General features: G+C 43.0%; 21 protein-coding genes and 1 pseudogene. 3 read left to right on the top strand and 19 right to left on the bottom strand.

Going from position 1 to position 25,044, the window contains the following annotated elements; all coding sequences use genetic code 11:
* Nucleotides 1–125: 125 nt before the first annotated feature.
* From L1028_RS14710 to L1028_RS14660, 11 genes are all read right to left on the bottom strand, one after another.
* Nucleotides 126–3,167, bottom strand: a complete 3,042-nt coding sequence (locus L1028_RS14710; protein ID WP_234535020.1) for an RCC1 domain-containing protein — start codon at nt 3,165–3,167, stop codon at nt 126–128.
* 328 nt (nt 3,168–3,495) lie between these two features.
* Nucleotides 3,496–4,671, bottom strand: coding sequence for an MFS transporter (locus tag L1028_RS14705; RefSeq protein ID WP_234535018.1), 1,176 nt, complete (start codon nt 4,669–4,671; stop codon nt 3,496–3,498).
* Nucleotides 4,672–4,900: 229 nt separating this feature from the next.
* Nucleotides 4,901–5,920 (bottom strand): LCP family protein, encoded by a 1,020-nt coding sequence (locus L1028_RS14700; protein ID WP_234535016.1) that lies wholly within the window; start codon nt 5,918–5,920, stop codon nt 4,901–4,903.
* A 30-nt stretch (nt 5,921–5,950) separates the two neighbouring features.
* Nucleotides 5,951–7,072, bottom strand: coding sequence for an FtsW/RodA/SpoVE family cell cycle protein (locus L1028_RS14695; RefSeq protein ID WP_234535013.1), 1,122 nt, complete (start codon nt 7,070–7,072; stop codon nt 5,951–5,953).
* A gap of 146 nt (nt 7,073–7,218) precedes the next feature.
* Complete coding sequence (locus L1028_RS14690) at nt 7,219–7,752, bottom strand: hypothetical protein (protein ID WP_234535011.1); 534 nt, start codon at nt 7,750–7,752, stop codon at nt 7,219–7,221.
* 93 nt (nt 7,753–7,845) lie between these two features.
* A complete protein-coding gene (locus L1028_RS14685; protein WP_234535009.1) occupies nt 7,846–9,228 on the bottom strand; it encodes a sensor histidine kinase in 1,383 nt (460 codons plus the stop codon).
* A 3-nt stretch (nt 9,229–9,231) separates the two neighbouring features.
* Nucleotides 9,232–9,936, bottom strand: a complete 705-nt coding sequence (locus tag L1028_RS14680) for a response regulator transcription factor (RefSeq protein ID WP_234535007.1) — start codon at nt 9,934–9,936, stop codon at nt 9,232–9,234.
* A gap of 141 nt (nt 9,937–10,077) precedes the next feature.
* Nucleotides 10,078–11,160, bottom strand: coding sequence for a Gfo/Idh/MocA family protein (locus L1028_RS14675; protein ID WP_234535004.1), 1,083 nt, complete (start codon nt 11,158–11,160; stop codon nt 10,078–10,080).
* Between the two features lie 17 nt (nt 11,161–11,177).
* On the bottom strand, nt 11,178–12,095 hold the full coding sequence (locus L1028_RS14670) for a helix-turn-helix domain-containing protein (protein WP_234535002.1): 918 nt from the start codon (nt 12,093–12,095) through the stop codon (nt 11,178–11,180).
* Nucleotides 12,096–12,125: 30 nt separating this feature from the next.
* The gene (locus tag L1028_RS14665) at nt 12,126–13,130 is read right to left on the bottom strand and encodes a Gfo/Idh/MocA family protein (RefSeq protein ID WP_234535000.1); all 1,005 of its coding nucleotides are present in this window, start codon (nt 13,128–13,130) and stop codon (nt 12,126–12,128) included.
* A gap of 148 nt (nt 13,131–13,278) precedes the next feature.
* Nucleotides 13,279–13,821, bottom strand: a complete 543-nt coding sequence (locus L1028_RS14660) for a GNAT family N-acetyltransferase (protein ID WP_234534998.1) — start codon at nt 13,819–13,821, stop codon at nt 13,279–13,281.
* An 86-nt stretch (nt 13,822–13,907) separates the two neighbouring features.
* Here L1028_RS14660 and L1028_RS14655 point away from each other — a divergent pair, with 86 nt between their 5' ends.
* Nucleotides 13,908–14,489 (top strand): LysE family translocator, encoded by a 582-nt coding sequence (locus L1028_RS14655; RefSeq protein ID WP_234534996.1) that lies wholly within the window; start codon nt 13,908–13,910, stop codon nt 14,487–14,489.
* A 19-nt stretch (nt 14,490–14,508) separates the two neighbouring features.
* Nucleotides 14,509–15,282 (top strand): AraC family transcriptional regulator, encoded by a 774-nt coding sequence (locus tag L1028_RS14650; protein WP_234534993.1) that lies wholly within the window; start codon nt 14,509–14,511, stop codon nt 15,280–15,282.
* A gap of 27 nt (nt 15,283–15,309) precedes the next feature.
* Here the strand turns inward: L1028_RS14650 and nagA are convergent, their stop codons facing one another.
* From nagA to L1028_RS14615, 7 genes are all read right to left on the bottom strand, one after another.
* Nucleotides 15,310–16,452: an N-acetylglucosamine-6-phosphate deacetylase gene (gene nagA, locus L1028_RS14645; protein ID WP_234534991.1), complete on the bottom strand. Its 1,143-nt coding sequence runs from the start codon at nt 16,450–16,452 to the stop codon at nt 15,310–15,312.
* 27 nt (nt 16,453–16,479) lie between these two features.
* Nucleotides 16,480–17,229, bottom strand: coding sequence for a DeoR/GlpR family DNA-binding transcription regulator (locus L1028_RS14640; RefSeq protein ID WP_341482546.1), 750 nt, complete (start codon nt 17,227–17,229; stop codon nt 16,480–16,482).
* A gap of 170 nt (nt 17,230–17,399) precedes the next feature.
* Nucleotides 17,400–17,879, bottom strand: a complete 480-nt coding sequence (locus L1028_RS14635) for a DinB family protein (protein ID WP_234534987.1) — start codon at nt 17,877–17,879, stop codon at nt 17,400–17,402.
* A gap of 37 nt (nt 17,880–17,916) precedes the next feature.
* Nucleotides 17,917–19,383, bottom strand: a complete 1,467-nt coding sequence (locus tag L1028_RS14630; RefSeq protein ID WP_234534985.1) for a protein adenylyltransferase SelO — start codon at nt 19,381–19,383, stop codon at nt 17,917–17,919.
* Between the two features lie 176 nt (nt 19,384–19,559).
* Nucleotides 19,560–20,849, bottom strand: a complete 1,290-nt coding sequence (locus tag L1028_RS14625; protein ID WP_234534983.1) for an L-cysteine desulfidase family protein — start codon at nt 20,847–20,849, stop codon at nt 19,560–19,562.
* A gap of 112 nt (nt 20,850–20,961) precedes the next feature.
* A complete protein-coding gene (locus L1028_RS14620; protein WP_234534980.1) occupies nt 20,962–21,669 on the bottom strand; it encodes a DNA alkylation repair protein in 708 nt (235 codons plus the stop codon).
* Nucleotides 21,670–22,545: 876 nt separating this feature from the next.
* Nucleotides 22,546–23,580 carry a YheC/YheD family protein gene (locus L1028_RS14615; RefSeq protein ID WP_234534978.1) on the bottom strand — a complete coding sequence of 345 codons (1,035 nt, stop codon included), beginning with the start codon at nt 23,578–23,580 and terminating at the stop codon, nt 22,546–22,548.
* A gap of 184 nt (nt 23,581–23,764) precedes the next feature.
* On the opposite strand from L1028_RS14615, the gene L1028_RS31295 reads away from it, so the two are divergent.
* Nucleotides 23,765–24,469 carry a hypothetical protein gene (locus L1028_RS31295; protein ID WP_279306865.1) on the top strand — a complete coding sequence of 235 codons (705 nt, stop codon included), beginning with the start codon at nt 23,765–23,767 and terminating at the stop codon, nt 24,467–24,469.
* 233 nt (nt 24,470–24,702) lie between these two features.
* Here L1028_RS31295 and L1028_RS14605 read toward each other — a convergent pair.
* A pseudogene (locus L1028_RS14605) lies at nt 24,703–24,912 on the bottom strand (PfkB family carbohydrate kinase); the annotation flags it as partial.
* Nucleotides 24,913–25,044 lie beyond the last annotated feature (132 nt).

Genomic DNA, 25,044 nt, shown 5'->3' with positions numbered 1-25,044 from the left:
TCTGATTATTTATTTCATGCATACAAAAAGACGAAACGCATAGTTGTTGTTGTAATACGTTTCGTCTTTTCATAAGGTTTCTAATAGTTTAAATCACTTGTGAGAATCGCCCGTTACGTAATCTATTAGTTTTCGCGCAAATGCACTAGCAATCCACCAGCTCCAGTCACCAACATATCAGTTCCTGTCCAAAGCATTTCATTAAAATTATAGAATTCATTATGCTCATAAAAGTTCCAGCTCTTTAAATCCTTCGAGACTCCAATTCTATTGCTGCTTATGAAACGGTAATCTTTTCCGGTCCAAACCAATCTACTAGCGTTACTGCTGGCGGCATGGGTTTCTATATATTGATCATATTGTCCCTTTACTGCTGTCCATTGCAGACCATTAGCTGAGCTATAAATATGATCCGATACAATGATGAATTTATCCTTCGCCCATTGTACATTCAAGAAAGTGTAAGCTTCTTCATAGTCGTTCTGCTGTTGCTTCCAATTAGGGAGATCATTCCCTAGCGTAAAGGTCTGCAGTTTCCATTTGGTTAAATTATTACTCTGTAAAACGATGGCTTTACTGCCATTAGTTCCAACTACAACAGTGGTTCCGTTATGAGTAGCAATGTCCGTCAGCTTACCAGACCAGTCGTAGATTTTTTTCCAGGTCGTTCCGTTCTCTGAAGAGTAAATCATCGACTTCTTATCATTGCCTTTAGCATGCCCGATAGCTACGTACTGTTTGCCAGTCCAAATCACATGTTTCATTTCGGCATCCAGAGGCTTATTGTTTCTGTTCCAAGCAATACCATCTTTGGATGTCCAGGCATATTGCAATCCTACCGCTACAAAAATGTTACCGTTCCAAGCCACGGAGGTCAGACCGTTTACTGTAGTATCCTCCCTGTTACCCAGCAGAATCTGCTGCCAATTCCTGCCGTCCTTACTCGTTGCAACAGTTGGAACTGCATACGTATAGAGTGAGCCAACGGCGACATATATTCCATTCCCTTTTACAACCTGACTGAAGGAAGCATCTGGCTTCGCACTCTGCTTTAAATCCCACTTTAAACCGTCTTTGGATACGGCCAGACGGGTACCCGAATGACCAACAAAACATTTCCCGGTATAGGTCACCATCATCCCCAAAGGCATATTAGGAATTTTCTGCTGCTGCCAATTCACTTTATCAGTGGATACAAACACTATACCCTCTTCGCGAAATCGAGTAGCGTAGATTAGGTATTGCTTGCCATTCCAGAATATTTCGCTGCGGCTGTACAGACCGGAGAACATATCTGAAGTTCTCACAAGCTTGAAATTAATCCCATCCTTAGTACTGAGGTTATTGCCTTCGGTATCATAAAATACAAGCGTGCCATCAGACTGAAGCTCATCAAAAGTCAACCAATAGTTACGAATTGGTTTTCCATTTATTGTTGCTTTATATTTCAGATTGTTATTTACTTTACCAGACTGTTGGGTCCACTGGCTTAAATTATCGGATGTATACACAATCAGCTCAACATTTCGTTTATCACTCGGGATATAAAGGAATTGATTTCGAGTACTCGCGGAGCCATAGTACGCATATCCCCCGTAAGTCATCAAATAACGCTTACCGTTCCAGTAAATCTGATCCAGACGTTCACCAATCGTTCCTTGCAAGTTCCACATGCTTCCGTCCGTGGAAGTGTAAACTTCCGTCTTCATGGTCTGATCCGGATAAGACAACAGAATGAATTGATTATTTTGCCAAGTGATCGTGTAAGCTCTCAATACCGATGACTGTAGTTCAACTGCTGTTTCGATCCACTTTTCTCCATCCAGAGAATAATACAGATGAGGTAAGCTTAAATTCTGATCACTTAAAAAGAAACGATCATGTTGATACGTGAGACTTATTTTGTTTGAATTGATCGGTAAAGGCCTTGTACTCCACGTTGCACCTCCATCTTTAGATACAAGGAATCCCGTCAGCTTAGGAATAATAACCAGACCCTTACCATTGCTTGCAGCTTGCCCTAGCTCGTTTCCCTTAACACCATCAAAAGTAAATGTGAACTGCTTCTCTGCATCTCCTGTTAACGTGGAAAAGGCAACTTTTTGCGGAGTAGGAATAGTCTTTTGATCTGAACCGGTGCCAGACTGCTGCTTGGAGTTATCTCCCCAAGTTACAGCACTTCCGTCCACCAGAAGCGCAAATGAATGAGCCGCCATACATCCGTTGCTCAATCCAACGGCATTGTTCAGATTTGAAACCTTGACCGGTTGCACAGAATACTTGGTAGTCCCATCTCCCAGTTGGTTTCGATCATTGAAACCCCATGCCCAGACCGTCCTATCCTCTTTCAGAACGGTGTAAAAGTTCTCTCCAGATGTAATATCCTGAATGCCCTCTAACCCTTCAACCCGTTCAACTGCACCTTCTTCTCCCTGCAGAAGCTTGAGATTGATTACACCTGTGTCAGGACTTGAAGTATAAATGGTTGAGACACCCCAGCCCCATACCTGTCCATCCTCTGACAAGGCATAATTGGGCTGATTCGTTTGCCCATCTATAATCTTCTTGATACCAGAAAGACCTTCAACCTGGATAGGAACCGATGATTTATTACCGATACTCCAGACTGTTCCATCGTTTTTAATAGCGTATGTATCAAAGAATGCCTTAAAGCCAGCATTTGAAAGCTCAGGTCTTTTTACCGCTGCTTTGCCGGGTTCAGAAGGCACATACATCCAGACGGTACCATCACTCTGTGTGGCATAAACATATGCCTCGGCATCGCTGATCTGTACGATCTGCTTAAGCCCCTTAATCTGACTAAATGATGCAGTATCTTTTGAATAGTTAAACCGTCCCCATACCGTACCGTCTTTTAGAAGCACCTGTAGAAATTGGTTACCACCTTGAATATCTTTAATCGGCTTATCTTTAAAGAAAGAAACTTCTTGAGGAGCTGCATTCCCTATCTCCCCAATGCTATTATATTGACCCCAAGCCCACAGATTCCCTTGGATATCTAAAGCATAGGATTGAAGATTGCTGGCAACAATCTTTTGCACTTTCACACTGGTATTAGCATCCTGATTCCCTACTTCTAAAGCTTTAGCAGAAGGAACTGCGGTAATAAACGTTCCGGTAATTAGCAGTAGTATTAAAACTATCAATGTTATATTCTTTGGGACTATTCTCTTAAATAAATTCATAGTATGTTCTCTAAACTCCTTCGCATCCTTAATAAACGCAATGTTTCTTACTAATCTCTAATTCATGAACACTCTTGCTGTATTAAACTTCATCACTCCCCTTTGGGAATATTATACTATCGTTTCCATAAATAACTTGTTGAGAAAAAGGAGGTTTTGTAAAACTATGGAGTAACGCAAATAAGACCATGAATTCCGAATTAGCTAATTTATTTGACGTAGTAATCATAAAAAAGCTGTCGAGTCTCCCTCGACAGCCTCAAGCTGCGGCTATGAGCAGCATTTCTATTTAACAACTCTCCACACGATCCGCTGATCTTTTTTTCAAATTCGCGATACCTACAATACCAATCAACAGCACGCAAAAAGAATAAGGAAATGCCATATTAGCGGTGTATAAAGCTGTACCTATAACTGGACCTATGAATGATCCGCCACCTTGCAGGGCCGCAATAAAGGAAGCAACGCTTCTTTGCTCATGGTCTTGAACCGCCATTGAAGCACCCGCGCTGTAGCCAAGCAATGTAAAGCCGATGCCAATTCCCAAGAATGTAAAGTCCACATAAGCAAATCTGATGAACAATAACAAGCCTAGCAGACCCAAAGCCACAAATAATAGCCCCACGAGCAGTACCTTCTTAGGATGCCATTTGAGGTATTTGCTGATCACAATTTGCGAGAGCACCACCATTATTCCCGAGATAGCCAGACCCGTTCCAATTAACTGAGTGGCTTGCTGGGTACTGTATCCAAGGCTGTCTTGCACAAAAAATCCGATAGTAACCTGCACGATATTCAGAGCAAACGATAGCAATAGTCCAATCCATAAATAGAGGCGTATCCGTTTGTCGTTAGGTGAAAGTGAAATCGCCTGCCGTTCGATCTCGATATTCTTTTCTTTAGGAATAAACACTAGAAATAAAATAGCCAAGGTGAATAATAATATCGCTGCGGCGTACATTGGTGAGGTGAGTCCCAGCGAAGCCATTCCTCCGCTCATTGCAGGTCCTACTACGAAGCCAAGTCCATTGGCTGCACCGAATAATGCCATTCCCTGAGTACGGGTCTCTTTTGTACTCCAGCCCATAACATAAGCTTGTGCTAATGCCGGAATACCTCCAAAGAAAAAGCCGGCGATTGCGCGAAGTATAAAGAAACTCCAAAATAGGGTAGTTTTGCTCTCAGCATGTACTGCATAATCAGCCAGCAGTGCAAAAATGACTAGTGTTGCCATATAGACGAACATAATCGAAGCGAGCAGCCATTTTCGGCTCATGAACGTTTGTTTTTCCCAGAAATATCCTCCGAGCAGCCAGCAAAGTCCCGCTACCGATACCAAACATCCTGATTGAAAATCACTAAGTCCCAAGTTTCGAGCAAGCGGACCAATAATCGGATTAAATGCGGCTATCGATATCATCCCTGTAAGTACGATTAGAAACATAATACTCAGTCTGTATTTCATGAAATTCCCTTCTCCTCTCCAATAAACCAAAACAATATACGATTTATAATCGCTGTGTTCATGGTACTATGCCTGGAAGTCAGGCCTCTACCCGTTGGCGGATTACTTTACTTGTTATCGGGATTATTAGTGGAACACAAAAAAACTGCTCCTAAGAGCAGCCTAAGTCACACTATTTTAGTGAAAGGACTTACGAATGGAAATAGCTGAAATTCCTACTTACACAATGTTAATGTACCGTCCCAATATTCTCTAAGTGCAATGAACTATTGGTGCTAACGCCCGCTTCCGTACTCAGAGTAGTAAGTGCTTGTTCAAGATCTTCTTTATTCACATATACGTATGGACTCTTCCAAAGAGATTCCACATGTAAGGAATTAATATGATCTGGTTTGAGTTTAGGGAAGTTCAACAACCATTGCTGGAGATCCGCTTGTGGAATATCTGTCTTCACATTTTCACCGATGATGTCCAATACATTCCCCCATTGGGACACACCTTGGAAATTCCCTAGCTTATCCAGAATCTGCTTAATTACTTGCTGCTGTCGATCATTGCGCTGAAAATCGGAGGATTCAGCCGTTCCTTGATTCGATTTGCGGTAACGCACAAAATCAAGCACTTGTTTGCCATCCAGCTTCTGCAAGCCCTTCTTTAAGTCGATGTTCGTTCCATCTGCCGAATCGATATATTTCATATCCATATCGACATCAATGGTTAGCCCGCCAAGCAAGTCCACCGTCTCCTTCAGCACATCAAAATTCACCACAACCATGTGATCAATTGGCAGACCTAATAAATTGCTGAAAAACTCTTTTGTATTAGGGATAGCTTCAGTTTTATCTTTTATGTAATGGTAAGCATAATAATAATTAGCTTTTCGAGAGGGCAACGATTTAGGTTTTAGCAACAAATCCCTCGGTATAGATAAGAAACTCGTCGACTTCGTCTCAGGATTGAAGCTGACAAGCATTAGCACATCGGTATTCATTACCCCACCACCACCGTCCCGACTATCTACACCGGCAAGCAGAAAAATCATAGGTTCAACCGATACCGTCTCCTTTTTTTCCTCTGGGGCAGCGGTTGGCTGGACGTTGACTGGAGCAGCCATACGCTCTATCGCGTTATCCGCTTTTTTGAATAAATACCCTGCATATACTCCAATTCCGATAATCGTTGCGCCTAAGACAAGTCCAATGCTCGTCAGAATTTTACGAGTTGTTGTCCACTTGCGTTTGTTAGTCATAATTCCCTCCACTCAGTTCCAGTAGCTTTTTCAATCCGTGCTTTCATCCTTATGGACTTTCACACTTAGCACTATGCCAATCGCAATCATATTAGTAAGTAATGAGCTACCTCCATAACTAATAAACGGCAAGGATATCCCCGTCAGGGGCAGCAATCCAAGATGCATGCCAAGGTTAACAGAAACTTGAAAGATGATCATGGCGATAAATCCGGTGACAATATATGCCCCTGCACGATCCCTGCTTTCGAGTGCGATAAAGATCATTCGATAGACGAGCAATAAATAAAGCATCAGCAGCACGGAAGAGCCTATAAAACCGTATTTTGCACCGATGACTACAAAGATCGAATCGGAATACGCGTATGGAATATATCCTTTTCGCAAAAAAATACCTTCACTACCCGATAATCCACCGGAGCCAATGGCTATCATTGCGTTTTTGACATGCCAAGATTTATCGGGATCACTCTGCGGGTCCAAAAAGGCCTGAATTCGTGACAATTGATGGGGCTCGACAATCTTGGATAACAAGTCGAAGTTGGCATAATACAGCCATAGTATCGTTCCGATCGAAACAATCACCACACCGAGGATCAGAATCATATATAGAGCACGGATGTTACCAATCCATAGCATACTAAGCAATATGCCAGCAAAAACGAGCGCTGTACCCAAATCGGGTTGATCCATAATCAAAATGAACGGAATTAAAAAAACGAAACAAACCGGCACTAAATCTTGAAAAAAGCGAAGCTGCTGTCCCTCTCGTTTACCCAATAGATGAGCAATGAGCAGCACCGTACATATTTTAGCCAGTTCGGAGGGCTGGAGCTGAAAGCTTCCAATACTTAACCAACGCACGGCGCCATTGAGGTTCTCCCCAACCAGCTTGACTAGCACAAGTAGAGCAATACCTACGCTATAAAAGAGATACGCTAACCAGCCTAATAGATTCTTATAATCTACCAATGCTATGAATAACATGGGTATGCAAAATAAAGCAAATAAAGACAACGAACTAATGTAAAGACCATCTAACCGTGTATCCGTAGTCGCGCCATAAATAGCAACAGTACCAATAGCAACTAGGCATGTTACGAGAAATAGTACGGATTTGTCCAGCTTTGCAATTTTGGTGGAGATTAGCATGAAACAACCTCTATTTAATTTCTGTATTTTTCTTGTTGTGTACGGGATACACGCATAAAAATGAGCATCATAAATAATCCGCCTGAGCACTATTACACCTTGTTTCAAGATGAAGCTGAAGTGCAGCGGATTATAAAGTGGAATGATTATCTCAGAATAAATTTGCCCTGATACGCCTTCTTTGATAACAGCTTTAATTTATCTTCACTCAGCGTATAAATATCCAATCCGTTCCCTGCCTCACCCAATGACCAGCCCAGCGCGAGCTCGTTATGGCCATCCTCATCGGCATCATAGAATCCGGCATAATCCAGGCCATACCCAAACCCCTCAACCTCCGAAATCTTTTGCCACGCTTCATTTTCCTGCCTGAGCAGCATTGCTTTTATGGTAGAACCTTTGTTTTTGCTGTACTCATATACAACTACAGCTTCGTCGATACCGTCTCCATCCATATCCCCAAAGGAGATAGCATTATCCTCTTGTCCCTCCATCGGAGTTATCAATTGAGCTTTGTCTGGAAGCCATTTGATAAATTCTTGACTTGTTTTGTCTCGTTGCAGGCTTGCTTCTGTTGATGGAGGCTTAATCAGCTCTCCTGGTGTCGCCGGAACTCCACATCCTCCGAGCAAAAATATCGTTGTTAACATAGCACCTATCTTTATGAATTTGCTCGGCATTTGGATCATCGACTCCTCGCTTGTCCGCATATATAGTATTTTATCTGTGAAAGAGATGAAAGTGGTTATGAAATAGTTAAATTTGAGCTCAATTTATATCGGCAAGTCAAATTGGACAATCGTCCCCTTACCTAAAGTACTGCTTATTCGCAGCTCGCCATGATGCAATGTAATGATCTGTTCCGAGATGGACAGACCTAAACCGCTGCCTGACGCCTGTTGATCCCCTTTGTAGAATTTTCGCCGCACATTCTCTAAATCCGCTTCTGCGATGCCTGACCCAGTATCCTCAACTGTAATTACAACTTTCCCTGGAACCGTATGGGCAGTAATAAGAATTCGACCTGAGGAACAAGTAAATTTGAGCGAATTATCAATGAGATTAATCATGACTTGTTTCACACGATTCTCGTCAGCTTGAAGGACAGGCAGATTCTCTTCTATTTTCACTTCGAGCAAGATGCCTTGTCGGGTTGCTCTAGGGGTGAGTTGTCTGCCAATATGCTGCAACAGCTCTGTTAGATCCACAGTCGTGAGGTGAATTGCGATTCTTCCGTTATCCAATTTGGAGAAATCCAATAATTCATCCACCATATGAGTTAACCTGTCACTTTCAGATTCAATGATATCTAGCCCATCATGAAACAAAGCCTGGTTACTCTCCCCACCCGCCTTCAAGGTGATTACCCAGCCTTTGATCGAGGTCAATGGCGTACGCAGTTCATGGGATACGGATGCGATAAAATCATTCTTAAGCTGTTCACTTTTCGATATTCGACTGGCCATCATATTCAATGTATCTGCCAAGGAACCAAGCTCGTCTTGATAGCGCTTTTGTACTCTTATGCTGAAATCTCCATCAGACATCTGGTCTGCTGCCTGTTTCAGATCTTTAATGGATCTGGTTATGGTCCAAGACAGTAATAATCCAAGCAAGGTGACGATACCAATCACGAGCAAACCTACCCCGATCAGCAATACCGCAATTTGATTAACTGTATGTATCGTTTCCGTTAAGGAGGTAATAAACCTTACTTCCCCAACAATGTTACCTTTCGCTTGTAAAGGATAGGAAACCGTAAAAATCGCTTCCTCGGTTACAGGGTCCTCACCCTTCCAACTGCCAGGCTGCCCTTTTATGGCTGCTTGCACATCCATGTTATCTGTCATCGCAAAATCGCCTTCGATTCCATTAGAATCCTGCAACAGCCGACCTTCAGCATTAATAATCTGTACCTGTGCATCGGAATGGCTGGCAAAGCCCTTTAACAACCTATCCGATTGTTCCTCTAGATCCTCGTCGCTAAAATATTGCTGATAAAAAGAAGCCGACAGTTCTGCTTGATTCATCAGGGTTTGCTCTATATTATGAAAATAATAATAACGTACAGAGAAATTAAGAATAATCTCAAGAATGAGCACAGTAAGACAGATCACTACAAAATAGCTTCCTACTAATCTTTTCTGAATACCCATTCTTCAACTATCCTTTCTAAAGCGGTATCCGAGCCCCCATACAGTCTCAATCCAATGTGGGTTAGAAGCATCCACTTCAATCTTCTCTCTTAGCTTACGCACGTGAACATCTACTGTCTTCGGATCGCCAATAAAATCCTCACCCCAGACCAGATTCATTAATTCATTCCTGGATAGTGCTGTATCCGGATGCTCCAGAAAGGTCTTCATCAATTGGAATTCCTTCGGGGTTAATTCAATAATGTCATCGTGCTTAAACATTTTGTTCGAGTTCAGATCCAAACGAATCGGTCCAGCTTGAAGGATAGTTCTTTGCGGTTTTAAAGCTGTTTCTGTACGGCGCAATATCGCTTTGATCCGTGCCACCAGTTCTAATGGATTAAAAGGTTTCACAATGTAATCGTCGGCACCAATTTCAAGGCCATTGATTTTATCCAGATCTTGTCCTCGTGCTGTTAAAAAAATGATGATGACCCCAGGGTCCTGCTCTCTTAGTTTCCGGCAGATCTCAAACCCATTCAAATCCGGCAACATGATGTCCAGAACAATAACGTCTGGCCGGTTCGCCTCAAAGCTCTGCAATGCTTTTTCTCCACAAGCAGCCTCACGAACCACAAACCCATTATTCGTTAAATTGATAGATATAAACCGTCTAATATTATCGTCATCTTCCACAATAAGTACTTGATTGCGTTCTACAGTGTTCATGCTCTCCCCCCCTATAACCCAGTATTCAAACATGCAAAAAAAAACAAAAAAACTCTCCCAGTAAAGAGAGAGTCTTGTCTCAGATCCCTGTAATTAAATCACAAGTGGATATTACTCTATATCGCTATGCTTGTCAAAAATCTAATCCAAATATACAGCCTTACCCGTTTGTGCAGATTCATAAATCGCTTCTAATATTTGCGAAACAACATAAGCCTGTTCAGGTGTTACAACCGGGTCTTTATCCTGTTCAATAGCTTCGATCCATTTTCTTAATTCGATGTCAGGTGCACTTTCTGCTTTTCCCTCATAGTAAGCAACGCCGCCAGCCCCAAGCTCAATTTTATTGGTGTACAGCTTGCTGAATTTCTCCCCGTTTATTCTAAGTCCGTCCTTCATATCTGCGCCTGCTTCCGTCCCGCTCAAGCTGCATTTCGCTTCGTGCACATCCAGAGAATTAAGTGCCCAGCTCGCTTCCAGCATAATTGTGGCGCCATTCTCCATTACGACCATCCCAAAGGCTGAGTCCTCCACGGTGAACTTTTTAGGGTCCCAAGGTCCCCAAGCGTTGGCGGCTTCTTCTTTTTGTGAGAGTTCATGATATTTGGTACCCAGTACAACTTTTGGTTTATAGTTATCCATCATCCACAGCGTTAGATCCAGCGCATGGGTTCCGATATCGATCAGTGGTCCTCCACCTTGCTTCTCTTCATCGAGGAATACTCCCCATGTCGGTACTGCTCTCCGTCTGATGGCATGTGCTTTTGCAAAATAAATATGACCAAGCTCCCCGGACTCACATGCTTTTTTCAAATATAAACTATCTTCTCTGTAGCGGTTGTCATATCCAATGGTTAGTTTCTTGCCTGTACGTTTCGCTGCTTCCACCATTCGTTTGGCATCTGCTGCCGTCTTGGCCATTGGTTTTTCGCACATAACATGTTTTCCTGCTTCAAGGGCTGCAATTGAAATTTCTGCATGGGCATCATTCGGCGTAAGCACATGAATAATATCAATCGAATGATCTTTTAATAGTTCTGTGTAATCCGTATATACAGCAGCTTCGTTAGTTCCGTATTTCTCAGCAGCTTCTTCAGCACGTCCTTTAATAATGTCACAAAAAGCTACGATCTCCACTTTACTTTGCTTGCTCAAACTTGGAAGATGCTTGCCATTCGCAATTCCACCACATCCAATAATTCCTACGCGAAACACTTTACTCATATCTTTCACCCTCACTTCTAATTAGTTTGTTTTGTATTTCGATAAGTTGCTGGAGTCATGCCTAAACGCTTGCGAAATACGATATGCAAATATGTTGCATTCGTAAATCCTTCCGATTTAGCAATTTGTTCTATCGGATAACTACTCTCTTCTAGCTTTCGGCAGACCGCTTGTAATCGAATATCCTCAAGCGACCGACTAAACGATCTATCAGCATCCACTTGCTTAAATACTCGCTGCAACTGCCTTGCGCTTATATTCAGTTTTTCTGCAACATTCTCCAAGGTAACGGTTCCTGAATAATTAGCTTCCATATATTGAATGGCGTATTGGTACCGATAAGTTAACATGTCTCTAACAGGCGCTTCTGTTCGAATCCCACCTGAATCATACGCTCTTACTGCTTTTATTAAAATGCTGATTACGAGATGTTTAATGGAAGTATAATATCCCGTCAGTTTACCTTCACAAGCTTCATAGGCTTCAAGAAAACATTTCATAGCGCTGTGATAATCTTGTGCTGGAACTAGTGGCAGCTGCTTCAGCTTCTGAACACAGGTCTCAGCCTCCGCAACCTCCCAAGGATCTACGTCCTCTCTGATCTTCTCTTTAATGTCCACATGTAGACACAGTTCTTCCATGGATTCTTCTGTATCCGCCTCTTGGCGATGCATGACACCCGGACCGGTTAAATAGAGCATTCCCTCCGACAAGGGGTATTGCAGATCGCCAAGAATAACTATTCCCTTTCCTCGCGGAATAAAATGAAATTCGAATTCAGAATGATTATGGAAATCTATGACTCTCCCCGGCGGAAAAGAGGTCAAATGAAATCTAAGAACTGTAATTTCGTAATGTCCCCATTGAATGGAAATATCCAATCGCTCGAGCATATCATGCTTCTCAAACATCATCTCATAGGGAAAGTTACTCAATGTTAAATCCTCCTAACAGGTGGAGACCGATTAAGCGTCTAGATCTGCTAACCGAACCATACGAGCTTCTTTAGCAGAACGATTCGCCGCTTCCATTAATCTCGTAAGCTCCACAGCAGTTTGAACATTCTCAGTCGCGAAAGTATCCTTTTGGATATGATTAACCCACTGATGGAATGCGCTTTCACGATTAGCATATAGCGGTACTTCTTTCCAACCTTCCTCTTTGTCAGCGGATTTGTTACTTCTAAGAAGAAGCTTATCCTCTGGTGTTCCATAAAGAAGAGTTCCCTCCGTTCCATGTACCTCGATGGTAAACGGCGAATGACTATTCACGAAACCAGCCTCGACCACACCAATTGCTCCTGAATTCGTAAATAGCGTCACCACTGCATTATCTTCTACTTCCTTGCCCGTTACATAACCAAAATTAGCACTTACACCGGTCACATCTTGACCTAAGAAAAGCTTCGTCAAATACATAGGATGACAACCAAGATCAATCAAAGCTCCGCCACCACATTGTTCCAAGCTATAGAAATGATCGGGAAGCCAGTTTTCTGTAGCCCCATTATGGGATAAGCGAACTCTAACGTAAGTAATCTCTCCGAGCAGTTCTTGACTTAGAACTTCTTGAATCGTTAATGCATATCCATCATTTAGACGTGGCAAGGAGACGGTCAGCTTCACCTCGTTCTCTTCCACTGCGCTTATGATCTCTTCAACTTCTTTATGTGTAGGGGCAATTACTTTTTCCGTAAAAATATGTTTGCCCGCTTTAGCCGCAGCAATAATTACATCTCTGTGCACATTGGTCGGCGCATCCACTATGACGGCATCTATATCCTCTTGCGCAAGCAGGTCATCCAGTGATTCGAAAAAAGGAACATTTAAGCTTTCGGCAGCTTTTTTCCCACGCTCTGCATCTTCATCCCAAACCGCAGCCAATACAGTATCCTCATGTTCTTGAGCTTGCTTCGTATAATCCCAAGCATGTACATGCCAATAGCTAATCTTACCAATTCTTATCGTCATTTGCTTGTGCCTCCCGTATATATGTTATTCTGACATCTACTAATAAAATATCACATAACAAGACCCTTTATTAGTAGTAAAATGCGACATTTAACATATAATATTACGACATGGACATTCCATATGATATACGATTTCCATTTAAAGGCTAACTTACATTACACAACCAAACCATATGAACGGAATCAGGTCCCCAATAGTCTTTTACCACCTTATAAGGCTCCCCAAATTTACGCTGCCACTTGATTTGTGCGCGTTTATATCCACTGTCCAAACAAAATTGCCCGATCCCCTGTTCGTTTAGAAATATCATCATTTTCTTAATTAATGCCGAACCAATCCCTTGCCCCTGATAGCTTGGCAACACGTATAAACTACCCAATTCCCCCAAATGATCCAACTGATGTTCTGCACAGATTTGAATAGTCTCACCACAGGGACCATAGGAAATCGTACCCACAACCTTCCCATTGATTTTAGCGATAAAGAAATAAGTATCCGAGTTTGCCTGTTCCAGTGAAGATAGCGCCTTTTGCTTTTTATGATCGGTTTCACTTTGTATGTCCTCTTGTAAGTGACCTAATCCCTCTTTGTTAAAGGCATCCGATATTGATTCTTCAAATACCCGGCATGTAGATACATAATCACCCTCAGTGAGTGTACTAATAGTTAGATGCTTTGTCTCATTCATTATGTTGATCTCCTCTGCAATAATGTACTATAAACAATCAAGTTATGAGGTTTATATTCATAAGACAACTTTTACTGGAGGTCATCATGAATATAATTTCCTTTCTGATTTATTGCGTTGTAGCTACATTTACACCCGGTCCTGCCAATATTGTTATTCTTTCTTCCGTGCAGCATTCCGGGGCTAAGAAATCTATGAAATATGTATACGGAGCCACGATGGCTTTTGGATTATTGCTTATCCTTTCTACCCTGCTGAACCGTGTTCTGGTTGAGGTCATCCCTAATATCCTGATCATCATGCAAGTCATTGGGAGTTTATATATGCTCTATCTAGCTTATAAAATCTTTAAGATGGGTGCAATGGACGACCAGCCTAACCCAAATGCCAATTTTCGCTCGGGCTTACTCATGCAGCTTGTGAATCCTAAAGTGCTGCTATTTACACTAACTGTCATTCCCAGCTATGTAATGCCATTCTACAATTCAACACTTACCTTGACCCTATTTGTTATAATTATAACGGTGATCGGATTTTTTGCATTCACAACTTGGGTTGTTTTTGGCACGATCTTCAGAAGATTTCTGCAAAATCATCAAAAAGTTCTAAATACGCTGATGGCACTTTTTTTAGTATACTCGGCCATTATGATATCGGGAGTCCTATAAAGTCGCGGAGGTTAAGAACGTGGAGAAATTCAATTATAAAAAGTCAGCAGAGATCCTGTCCTTATCCGCCAGCCTTACTGATTTCACATATAAAAAGCATTGCCACGAGGAATATGCAATCGGCGTCACCTTACGTGGCATTCAGCAATATAACCTTGACGGCAGCTTGCAGTCCTCTCATAAAAATGGCGTAATGCTGTTTAATCCAGAGCAAACGCATGACGGCAGTTCGTATGATAGAGCAGGTATTGATTATGTTATGCTTTATATCAAGCCAACCTTAATACAAGAAATACTAGGAAATAAAGAACTGCACTTCACCTCTCCTATCCTATATGACAACAAATTGGCTCAGTGCATATTGGCGCTAAGTCATGCCATTCAGAATGGTAAAGAGGAGGCGTTGTGCAATGAGCTGTTATTAACTCTGCTCGATCTAGTATCCCATACTGAAATCATTACCGACCGCAGAACGAATAATAACCTCGTCAAAAAAGCGAAAGAAATGATGTACTGCAGCTTGGAGCATGTGCTGAAACTGGACGACCTCTGTAAAGAGTTTGATCTATCCAAATATCAATTTATCCGAGAGTTTAAGACACATACAGGAATATCACCTTATCAATTTTTCTTAAATTGCAAGGTAGAGCACGCCAAGCAGTCCATTGAGAAAACTAAGGATATCTATGCCGCTGTAGTAGATTGTGGATTTGTAGATTTAACTCATTTGAACCGGCATTTTAAAAGCGTATTTGGTATAACCGCACATGAATACAGGTTACAACTGCATTGAGCAGAAGTAACCTGTATTCATCATGATTTATAAAATTTGACCATCCACCATTGTCCAGCACACTTTAAATTTATCATCCAAGAGGACCAGATCAGCATCAAAGCCAGATGTTATTGTCCCCTTTTGTTGAAGTCCAAGAATATTGGCCGGCGTAGTTGAAGCCATCTTAACGGCATCTACCAATGGAATTCCAGTTTCAACAGTATAACGTAAGGCTTCATTCATAGTCACTGTACTTGAAGCTAGCGTTCCATCCTTCAGTCTCGCTACCCCCTCGGATACCGTAACATGATGGCCTCCAAACATATAATCCCCATCACCTAATCCCATAGCTTGCAGTGCATCTGTAATCAAGACCATTCCTTCTGGTCCTTTCAAGGTATGCATTAATCGAATAATTGCAGGATGCAGATGAACGTTGTCCACAATCGCTTGAAGGCTTACATGCTTCTCTTCAAAAGCAGCCACAATTACCCCCGGATCCCGATGATGGATAGGCCGCATGCCATTAAAACAATGCGTAACATGACTTGCCCCCGACGCAAAGGCTTGTTTAGCTTCTTCATATGTGGCATCCGAATGAGCGATGGCTATAACTACACCCTTTTCTTTCAAAAAGGAAATGAGCTCCATCCCTCCCGGCAACTCTGGAGCGATTGTAACCATCTTAATAAGTGAACCCGCTTCTTCAAAAATCAGGTTCATTTCCTCTAAGTTGGGATGGCGTAGATACTTTTCGTTCTGCATTCCTTTTCGCTTTGGGTTCAAGTAAGGTCCTTCTAAATGAATACCTGCGATCTTTGCACCCACTTCATGTCCAATCACACGCTTGACACTACGAATCATTTCTAAAAGATCTTCTAGCGTAGAACTCACAGATGTAGCCAAAAATGAGGTACAGCCAGATGAAGCACAAGCACTTGAGACCTCTTGAATACTCTTTTCCGTACCGTCCATCATATCGAAGCCATTGGCGCCATGAATATGAACATCTATCATCCCGGGTACTAACAAATGGCCACCACCATCGATCCGTTCATGTTGTCCCTCTGGAATCGAAAGATCCTCTGTATCTATCTTTATGATTTTCCCTTCAGAAATCCACACATTAGCCGCTGGGACAATACGATTCTGAAGCGCCACTTGTACATTTTGCAGAATATAAGACATAAATATCCTCCTCTGTTTCGTTATCAGTCATTCAATAACTGTGATGTTCTTCTGATCTAGAACTTCTCTGATCTCACTTGGGAGTTCTCGATCGGTAATTAGAATATCAATGCAATCAAAGTCTAGACGGAAAAATGATTTGCCAATAAATTTGGTGTGATCAGCCACTAAGATGACTTGATCTGATCTTCGGGCCATTTCTCTCTTCACCCGCACATCTTCTTCATATGGATAGTAGAGTCCATCAGCACCGATCGCAGAAGCTCCAATAAAGGCTTTATCAGCACGGATTTCACTAAGTTTATCGATAATAGAAGGACCATATAACAAGCGGTTTTTCACATTCAAGTAACCACCAAGAACATAAATTTGCAGATCCTCCCGCTTTGACAAGATCCCTACGTTATCAATCGAGTGAGTGACAACCGTAATATCCTTCGCGCTGATCTGTTCTGCTACAAACTGCACGGTGGTAGACACATCTAAAATCACAGTCTCATGATCTTGGATAAGCTGCGCCGCAGCCTTCCCAATCCTCTGTTTACTCTCAGATTCATCGATCAATCGATCCTGATAAGATAACAATTCTTTTTGTAACTCAGGTAACGATACCCCTCCATGCGTTCGGATCACAACACCTTCTTGTACTAATCTAACAATATCCCTACGTGCGGTATCTCTGGATACATCAAATTGCGTACAGATCTCTTGGACACTCATCGATTGGTGTTGTTTCAAATATTCGAGTATTTTTAACAATCTCTCCTCTTGAAACATCATGTATGCACCTCCTATAGTCATCATAAGTTATATAATAAGTATTTTCAAGTATTAAATTAGTTTATATAAGTATATGTAAGTAACATTGTACAACTTATTATATTCATTGATATTCACAAAAAAAAGACGTTAGCCAGATGAATATACATCCGTTAACGTCCTTCAATTCACTTCATAGTACGATTCCAACTCTTTTGGATCTTTCGAATAAAAACGATTTGCCCCACGTGATACGCGTTATGTGTTGTCACATTGCCCATTACTTCCCACCACTGACTGCCTTGGAATTCTTGAACATCGGCATCCAATTGTTCCTTTGTAATCAGTTCCTGCCAACGTAAAAGAACTTCTATGAGTTGTTGCTGAAGCTCTTGGAACGTTACTCCTTCTGCAACTACAAAGGTATTATTGTTATCCACTGAAGGAACCGCATGGACACTTTTTTCACTATATCTTGTTTGCCAAGTTTCATTCCAGTAGAGCAGATGCTGTACTATCTCAGCAATACTATTGCTTTCTTCCGTTACTTTCCAAAAAGCTTCTTCTTTGCTTAAGTCTTTTACGGCTACCTCAAAGGGCACATACCAACTTGGATCATTCGCATTAGCTAGCAACTGGTTAGCCAGAACATCATATGCATGATACACCTTGCTCCACCCCATTTTTCAGATCATTATCAGCAAATCAGGTACCGCAGAAGGTTCTATATGGACGTGCCGATTCCTCAGGAAGTGCCGAGTATTCATCTTGTTCAGGGGAATACGCGTAAGGATTGGAAAGAGCTTCAAGCAATCGCTCCATCACACTGTAATCTTCCTGTTGGACTGCCGCTTGAAGTGCTTCTTCTACCCTGTGGTTTCGCGGAATGATCGCAGGATTACTGCTGCGCATTAGCTGCTGCGAAGCATCTTTCGATTGCTGCTGTCTGCTAAGTCTAGCCTGCCATAACTCGTGCCACTTCGTAAATTCCGCTGCACCGAACAGAGCGGTCTCTTCCAGCTTCTCTAAAGTTAGAGCACGGAAGGTGTTGGTATAGTCCGCCCGATATTTCTGCATCAAATCTAGCAGGTCTTCAATTAGCGCAACATCCTCTACCTCTTCGTTAAAGATTCCAAGCTTCGCTCTCATTCCCGTAAGCCAATGATGGTAAGACCGCTCTTTAAAATCTGCAATCTCCTCTTCAGCGAGCTTGACCGCTTGTTCCTGATCCTCAGCCAGTAGCGGCAGAAGAGTCTCCGCGAATCTCGCGAGGTTCCAAGAGGCAATCCCCGGCTGATTGCCATAAGCATAACGACCCTGCTGATCAATAGAGCTGAATACTGTCTCCGGATCATACACATCCATGAAGGCGCAAGGGCCATAATCGATCGTTTCTCCACTAAGCGCCATGTTATCTGTATTCATCACTCCGTGAATAAATCCTACAAGCTGCCATTTGGCAATCAGTTCAGCCTGACGTCCAATCACTTCCCGAAGCAGGAAAAGATAACGGTTCTCCTCAGAATCAGCTCCCGGATAATGTCTTTGTAATGTGTAATCTGCCAGAGAGCGGAGATCCTCCACAGTCCCCCACGCTGCAACATATTGAAAAGTACCCACCCGTAGATGACTGGCCGCAACTCGGGTCAGAATAGCACCGGGCTGCGCTGTTTCTCGAATGACCGTTTCTCCAGTAATTACCACTGATAAACTGCGTGTGGTAGGAATACCCAAGCTATCCATGGCTTCGCTGATGATATATTCACGCAGCATCGGACCGAGTCCGGCTCGGCCATCACCACCACGAGAATATGGTGTTCTTCCCGCACCCTTAAGCTGAATGTCTACACGTTCACCTTGGGGAGTGATCTGTTCGCCAAGCAATACGGCTCGGCCGTCCCCTAACATAGTGAAATGTCCGAATTGATGTCCAGCATACGCTTGAGCAAGCGGCTCCGTACCTTTAGGAACTTCATTGCCCGCAAGAATCTGAACGCCATCTTTACTATGTAGTGCTGTGCTATTCAGCCCTAGCGTAGTAGCCAATGGTTTATTATAGATGATCAATTCCGGTTTACGCACAGGAGTAGGCATGATCCTTGTAAACATGGATTCCGGCAGATGAGCATAACTGTTCTCAAAGTTCCATCCTATATCTATCTTCTCCGTCATAATATCTCCTTTTTTATACCATCAGTCTATGCCTTTATGATCTCAGAATAAGTTATGTTAAAATTTAATGCAAATCTTCTCAGAAAGAGTTATAAAGACCGCCCAGCCTCCTGCCATTTTATGCAGGAAACCGGGCGGTCTTTATTATGTCCTATCTTGTTATCAATTTATTAATGCTAATTCGCTCCGCCTTTAGAGAGCATGATATTTAGAATGGTCTTGTCAGTATCCGCCAAACCTTCCTGAACCAGTCGCTCCATGTTGCGGATAGTGTCTTCCACCTCTTCGAAAATAACTCCATCCTTGGTCGTAGGAGCAATATTGTTCATCGCCAGTGTGGCTGCCTGAATCGCCGTGTTGGTGGAGGTGGATATCTTCAGCGCACAGGTTGAATTTGCACCGTCGCAGATCATGCCTGATAAAGAGGCTATCGTATTCTGTATCCCATGCTTGATCTGCTCAAGAGTGCCGTCCATAAGATAAATGATCCCGCTATTCGCTCCAACTCCGCCTGCAATTCCTGAACCACATAAAGGCGACAACCGCCCAATATAATGCTTAATATGCACAGTGACCAGATTGCTTAGTGCAAGCGCCCGAGCCAGCGTCTCCTCATTCTTGCCGAGCAGTTCCGCCAAAGATATAACAGGAAGCGTACAGGCGATGCCCTGATTACCGCTGCCTGCTGTTGTCATCACAGGCATTGCACTGCCATCCATGCGAGCATCTGAAGCCGCAGCAGTGGCCGCTATAATTTTGTTCGCTACATCATTGCCGAACAAATTCACAGCAGATTGCTGATTCATCTTCTTTCCTACTTGCAAGCCATAATCGCCCCGCAGTCCCTCATCCGAGATCGCTTTGTTCATCCGAGCGCCTTCCAAGAGGAAGCTAAGGTCTGAAAATGGAGCCGTACTTATAAACTCGAATATCCGATCTACAGAGCCTTCATAAGCTTCATTATCGGAAAGAGCAGGCTTGCCACAATCAGCTTTAGACTTCTTAGGTGTCACTTTTTTTCCGTCCAGAGCCAGGTATTCTATATTAGTGTGTTCTTTAGCAAGGATGGCAGTCGCTGTGTGGTTCTCTGTTTTCACCTGTGCTTCAATATATAACTTCTCAGGAGTGTCCATTATCTCCACCATTAGCAGCTTTCGATCAAGCAGATCATTAGCCAGCTTTAGCTCATCCTGAGTCAGGCCTGATAGGATTTCCAGCTCCTTATGCGAACGTCCGACCACCGCACCAAGGGCTGCTGCGATAGGCAGACCTGTCTGTCCTGTCCCTGGGATGCCCACTCCCATTGCATTTTTAATAATATTACCGCTGAGATGCAGCCGAATCCCCGTTATTTCTTCCTCGAGAAGCTCTGCCGCCAAGGAGACGGCATACGCAACTGCGATCGGCTCTGTGCAGCCTTCTGCCGGTACGACTTCCTTGTGCAAAATTTCCAATAAGTTGCCCATGTATGCTTTTCCCCCTATTCTCTCCCACTCGGAGTCATTTCTATATAGTAACGCAGAGTGAAGTTTCAGGGAATCCTTTTTCCTTTTTCTTGTATGGGAAGCTTGTCCTAGATCAACATCTTACATGCTTGCGTTTAAAACCAAGCCGAGCTTTGTCGACTGCATTTTGAATATTTACGTACGCGTGAATAAATTTGCTTTTTGCCTTATCCTTATCAACTTCAATTGGCCCCACTGTTCTTGCGGTCTCACTGGCCTTATCATGAAGTGGCGAATAAGATACGGCCACTGTGTACATGAAGTTGTTCATTGAGTATTGGGTACGTTCTGGAGAATCATGAATCGTATTTTCCACCATCTCAAGCATACCGGCAAGCTTGCTTTCGGAAAACTCAACGTCCGGCCGACTGCCAAGCAGCCAGCAGTAACAGCTCCAGCCCGCTGACATTCTCAGCTCTTCACCGCTCGAGATCCATTTATCGGCAACTTGTTGTGCAATATCCGCTTCTGCCAAGGTTACTGCTACTACAAAGTCGGACAGCATATAAAAATAAGCCGCATCCATCCATCGGTCATAATCCGCTTCCGTCATTGCATTGGGATCAGCAATGATGCCGGCAAAATACATAGCGTCGTAGTTCCCTGTCGCGTAAAGTTCCTCAGCCAATGGCTGATTTATTTTGGTTTTCTTGAAGATTGGCTTCATTGCTCCGGTAGCCACGCCAAATAGCGGTTCCTTTGCTCCATTAGACATATATATTTTCTTGGTTCGTTCCTTGCCAAGTGCTTCCAGCTCCTGCATGACCATCTCTAAATCCACTATTTAACACTTCCTTTTTCAAAGTTCTTTCCCAAGCTATCTTAGGTTTGTACTAGTTAAAGAAAGTGTACTGTATGGGTTTCCTTGTCGCAAGTTAAGTTTCCGAAGGAATCCTTATGGGTGCGCAAATAACCACCTATATTATTAGGTGGTTATTACCTCAACCTTTTACAGAACCGATTGTAATTCCAGCAACGATCTTTCTGGACACAAGAAGATAAAGTATAAACGTGGGTAGAAACACAAGAATTGATGCAGCAAAAATACCCGATTAATTACCAGTATTCGTATATCCTACTACGATGGATTGAAGTGCTAATGCTATTGGATGTCGATCCGGATTATAAATTCAATGAATAAAATAACGAAAACAATGGAATCGAGATTAGTAGCCCCGGAACAGATAATGCCGAGATAAACATTAAATCAACTAACCGTTTCCCCTTAAACTGAATTCGTCCCAAGTCGCAGGGTGCTTTTGTTATACCTGCTTTCATACACCTCTTTGTTATAGAAAGAGAGTACAGCATACGGTTGCTGCGGAACCGTGGAGGAAATACATCGGCAGTGTGCCGACTACACATGCCTTTCATCCGCTTGTACTGCAATCTTGCAAAGCCGGATTTGGATGGTCGTACGATTTGTCGGGCCTAATCATCGCTACAGTTGGCTCTTTAGCTCCCACACCGTCGAACAAGCGCTTGGGTCAACGGCTCGCACTGTAGTGCCCGCCTGCAGCAAACACAGCGCATGCATAACGATGCACTTCCGAAGCGAAAAGAAACCAACAAAACACAACTGTCTTGAACTTCATTAGCCATTACAAAGGCAAGAACCTATACAAGTAATTCCGCATATGCTGGATCATCTAAAAAATTATCGTTTACTTAGGTAATAGCCGTATTCAAGTGGACGAGAGTATACGGCTCTTCGGGATATAGGAAGTTCATTATAAAGGCTCTTTTGTGGCATACCGTTAACTTCAATGATCCAAATATGTCCTTCCAAGTCAATGACCAAATCTACACTAACCTCACATAGATGGATGCCGGAATCCAACTCAAGGATCTCTGCTGTTCGTAAACTTAAGTTATAGATGGTATTCATCATATCCCTAACGGATTTTGCCGGGTATAGCTTCTTCAACACATCCATCGTTAGGCAGGCTCTTTCGTATATGCTTGTATTGAAACAGCCTGCGTACGATACTCGACTGATAACATTAGTAGTGGACCAAAGACCATTTTTATTTTTTTGTACAAGCACCCTGATATCAAAAGTGCGGTTGTTAAGATTATTGGTAAATATCCCCTTCTGAATTAAATGGGGGACTTGACCTACAAACCGTTCGGATTCGGTAAGTAACTGACTTATAGATCCTACGATTATGCTGGGCATAACATAGTGGTTAGAAATATGCAGTTCTCCAGTATCACGCTGTTCGATTCGATAAACGCCTTTTCCCATATGGCCGTGGCAGGGCTTCAAAAAAACCAATTTATGAAGGTGAATCATTTGTTCCAAGTTATCGTTACTGTAAGGCAATGTATCGGGGACATGAGGACTTAGCCAACGATTTATAGCCTGATGAATCTCCAACTTGTCAAATTGGTTAATTTGATTGAAACACTTATTCCTTCCAATAATCTGCTCCAACCGATCAATAGTCTCCATCTCTGAATTGTAACAACGGTTATAAATCACCTTCGGAAATGAAAAGCTACCCGTTTCCCACTTCATATTACGAAGATGAAGGCCTCTAATACATCTATGCTCCCAATCAATATCAGTTGGGGAAAAACTGAACATCCTTAATTTTGAAAAATGATGATTCTTCATGTAATTTTTTAAAGTCACCTTCCGTTGCCTGGCGTTAGTAACCATAATGCCTAGTGTTTCAACATTCTTCATCTTGATCCCCTTTCTGCATGAAATGGTTTCCTTGATGTAGGATATGTGAATTCAGCTAATATGCATGGGACATCAACATAGTAGGCAATATTATCAAGTCATTTGACTACTGACACACATCTATTTTTACGGAATACATTGTAGGCAGGGTGAGATATACCCACTATTCAAAGGAGTGTGTGTTATGGGAAGATTACCAGGACCACCAGGACCACCAGGACCACCAGGACCACCAGGACCACAAGGACCACAAGGACCTGCAGGAGCGCAAGGACCCGCAGGACCGCAAGGACCCGCAGGACCGCAAGGACCTGCAGGACCGCAAGGGGCCACAGGACCGCAAGGACCTGCAGGACCGCAAGGGGCCACAGGACCGCAAGGACCTGCAGGACCGCAAGGACCTGTAGGACCGCAAGGGGCCACAGGATTGCAAGGACCAGCAGGGGTGCAAGGACCTATTGGTCCTACAGGACCACAAGGCCCGGCTGGAACGCCAGGACTCTTTATTGAATTTGCTTGTGCTGAGTTCGCTGGAATCGTTCTTACCACTGCTGCCCCAGTAGCCGATTTGGCCACAGTTAATATAACTGTAGATAAACCCGGAAACATTGTCTGGCTTACCGCCTATGCCACGTGGACTCCGTCTGCTGCTAGTCCTACCATTTCATTTACTATCCTTCGGGATGGCGTGACTCTATTGTGTACAGCAAGTGACACTCCCGTATCTGCCAACAGCCCGATTACAACGGCACTGACATGCTGTGATATGGGACCTCCTGTTGGGCAACATAGTTACACCTTAAGAGCAACAGGAACGATTCCTGCAGAAGGTAATATTACCATTACAATTAACGAAGGAACATTAACAGCGACTGAGATTAATACCTGATTTTTAGTTCGATAAAGAGAGCAGGTGGTCGGAACCGTCAGCTCTCTTTTTAATATATTTATAGACTTTGAGCAAATAATATCTCCTGAGTCCGCCCAAGGTTACAAAAGGGCGCCGCCTTCGGCTGTTTAATCTGCCCGAACCCCAAAAAAAGATACCGTTCACAGTTACTGTGGAACGGTATCTTTTTTTCAATAGAAATAGCCATGACATTACTTACTACGCTTTCCGATTCATAAACTTCTCCAAGCTCTCACGGGTTGGCAGGCCAGGCCATCCATGTCGCCGGGAGACATCACCGTCAATGCCCTGATCGCTTTGCCGCGCTTGACGGTCTCAGCTACAGTGAGCTTCTCCATCAGTCCGCTTATGCCGCCAACGGCAAAACCATCCCCGGCGCCTACCGTATCGACCACCCCATCGACCTTATAACCTACTGAATACCTCCTAATTGGTTATCAATATCTCTCTGGAGGAAAAATTTAATGCCTATACTTAATGAAGTTATTTCCACATTCAACAAATATCTCGATGGAAATGTAGATACTCCTGTATTTCAGCATTTTACTCACTCC

This window comes from Paenibacillus pseudetheri (genome assembly GCF_924513355.1).
Taxonomy (GTDB): domain Bacteria; phylum Bacillota; class Bacilli; order Paenibacillales; family Paenibacillaceae; genus Paenibacillus_AQ; species Paenibacillus_AQ pseudetheri.
The sequence above is the reverse complement of the archived record's forward strand: the minus strand, read 5'-3'. Positions and strand labels throughout refer to the sequence as shown.

Excerpts from the sequence above, each read along its gene's own strand:
- L1028_RS14705 (WP_234535018.1), bottom strand. The coding sequence starts at position 4,671 with ATGAAATACAGACTGAGTATTATGTTTCTAATCGTACTTACAGGGATG.
- L1028_RS14700 (WP_234535016.1), bottom strand. The coding sequence starts at position 5,920 with ATGACTAACAAACGCAAGTGGACAACAACTCGTAAAATTCTGACGAGC.
- L1028_RS14695 (WP_234535013.1), bottom strand. The coding sequence starts at position 7,072 with ATGCTAATCTCCACCAAAATTGCAAAGCTGGACAAATCCGTACTATTT.
- L1028_RS14690 (WP_234535011.1), bottom strand. The coding sequence starts at position 7,752 with ATGCCGAGCAAATTCATAAAGATAGGTGCTATGTTAACAACGATATTT.
- L1028_RS14685 (WP_234535009.1), bottom strand. The coding sequence starts at position 9,228 with ATGGGTATTCAGAAAAGATTAGTAGGAAGCTATTTTGTAGTGATCTGT.
- L1028_RS14680 (WP_234535007.1), bottom strand. The coding sequence starts at position 9,936 with ATGAACACTGTAGAACGCAATCAAGTACTTATTGTGGAAGATGACGAT.
- L1028_RS14675 (WP_234535004.1), bottom strand. The coding sequence starts at position 11,160 with ATGAGTAAAGTGTTTCGCGTAGGAATTATTGGATGTGGTGGAATTGCG.
- L1028_RS14665 (WP_234535000.1), bottom strand. The coding sequence starts at position 13,130 with ATGACGATAAGAATTGGTAAGATTAGCTATTGGCATGTACATGCTTGG.
- L1028_RS14660 (WP_234534998.1), bottom strand. The coding sequence starts at position 13,821 with ATGAATGAGACAAAGCATCTAACTATTAGTACACTCACTGAGGGTGAT.
- L1028_RS14655 (WP_234534996.1), top strand. The coding sequence starts at position 13,908 with ATGAATATAATTTCCTTTCTGATTTATTGCGTTGTAGCTACATTTACA.
- nagA (WP_234534991.1), bottom strand. The coding sequence starts at position 16,452 with ATGTCTTATATTCTGCAAAATGTACAAGTGGCGCTTCAGAATCGTATT.
- L1028_RS14640 (WP_341482546.1), bottom strand. The coding sequence starts at position 17,229 with ATGTTTCAAGAGGAGAGATTGTTAAAAATACTCGAATATTTGAAACAA.
- L1028_RS14630 (WP_234534985.1), bottom strand. The coding sequence starts at position 19,383 with ATGACGGAGAAGATAGATATAGGATGGAACTTTGAGAACAGTTATGCT.
- L1028_RS14625 (WP_234534983.1), bottom strand. The coding sequence starts at position 20,849 with ATGGGCAACTTATTGGAAATTTTGCACAAGGAAGTCGTACCGGCAGAA.
- L1028_RS14615 (WP_234534978.1), bottom strand. The coding sequence starts at position 23,580 with ATGAAGAATGTTGAAACACTAGGCATTATGGTTACTAACGCCAGGCAA.
- L1028_RS31295 (WP_279306865.1), top strand. The coding sequence starts at position 23,765 with ATGGGAAGATTACCAGGACCACCAGGACCACCAGGACCACCAGGACCA.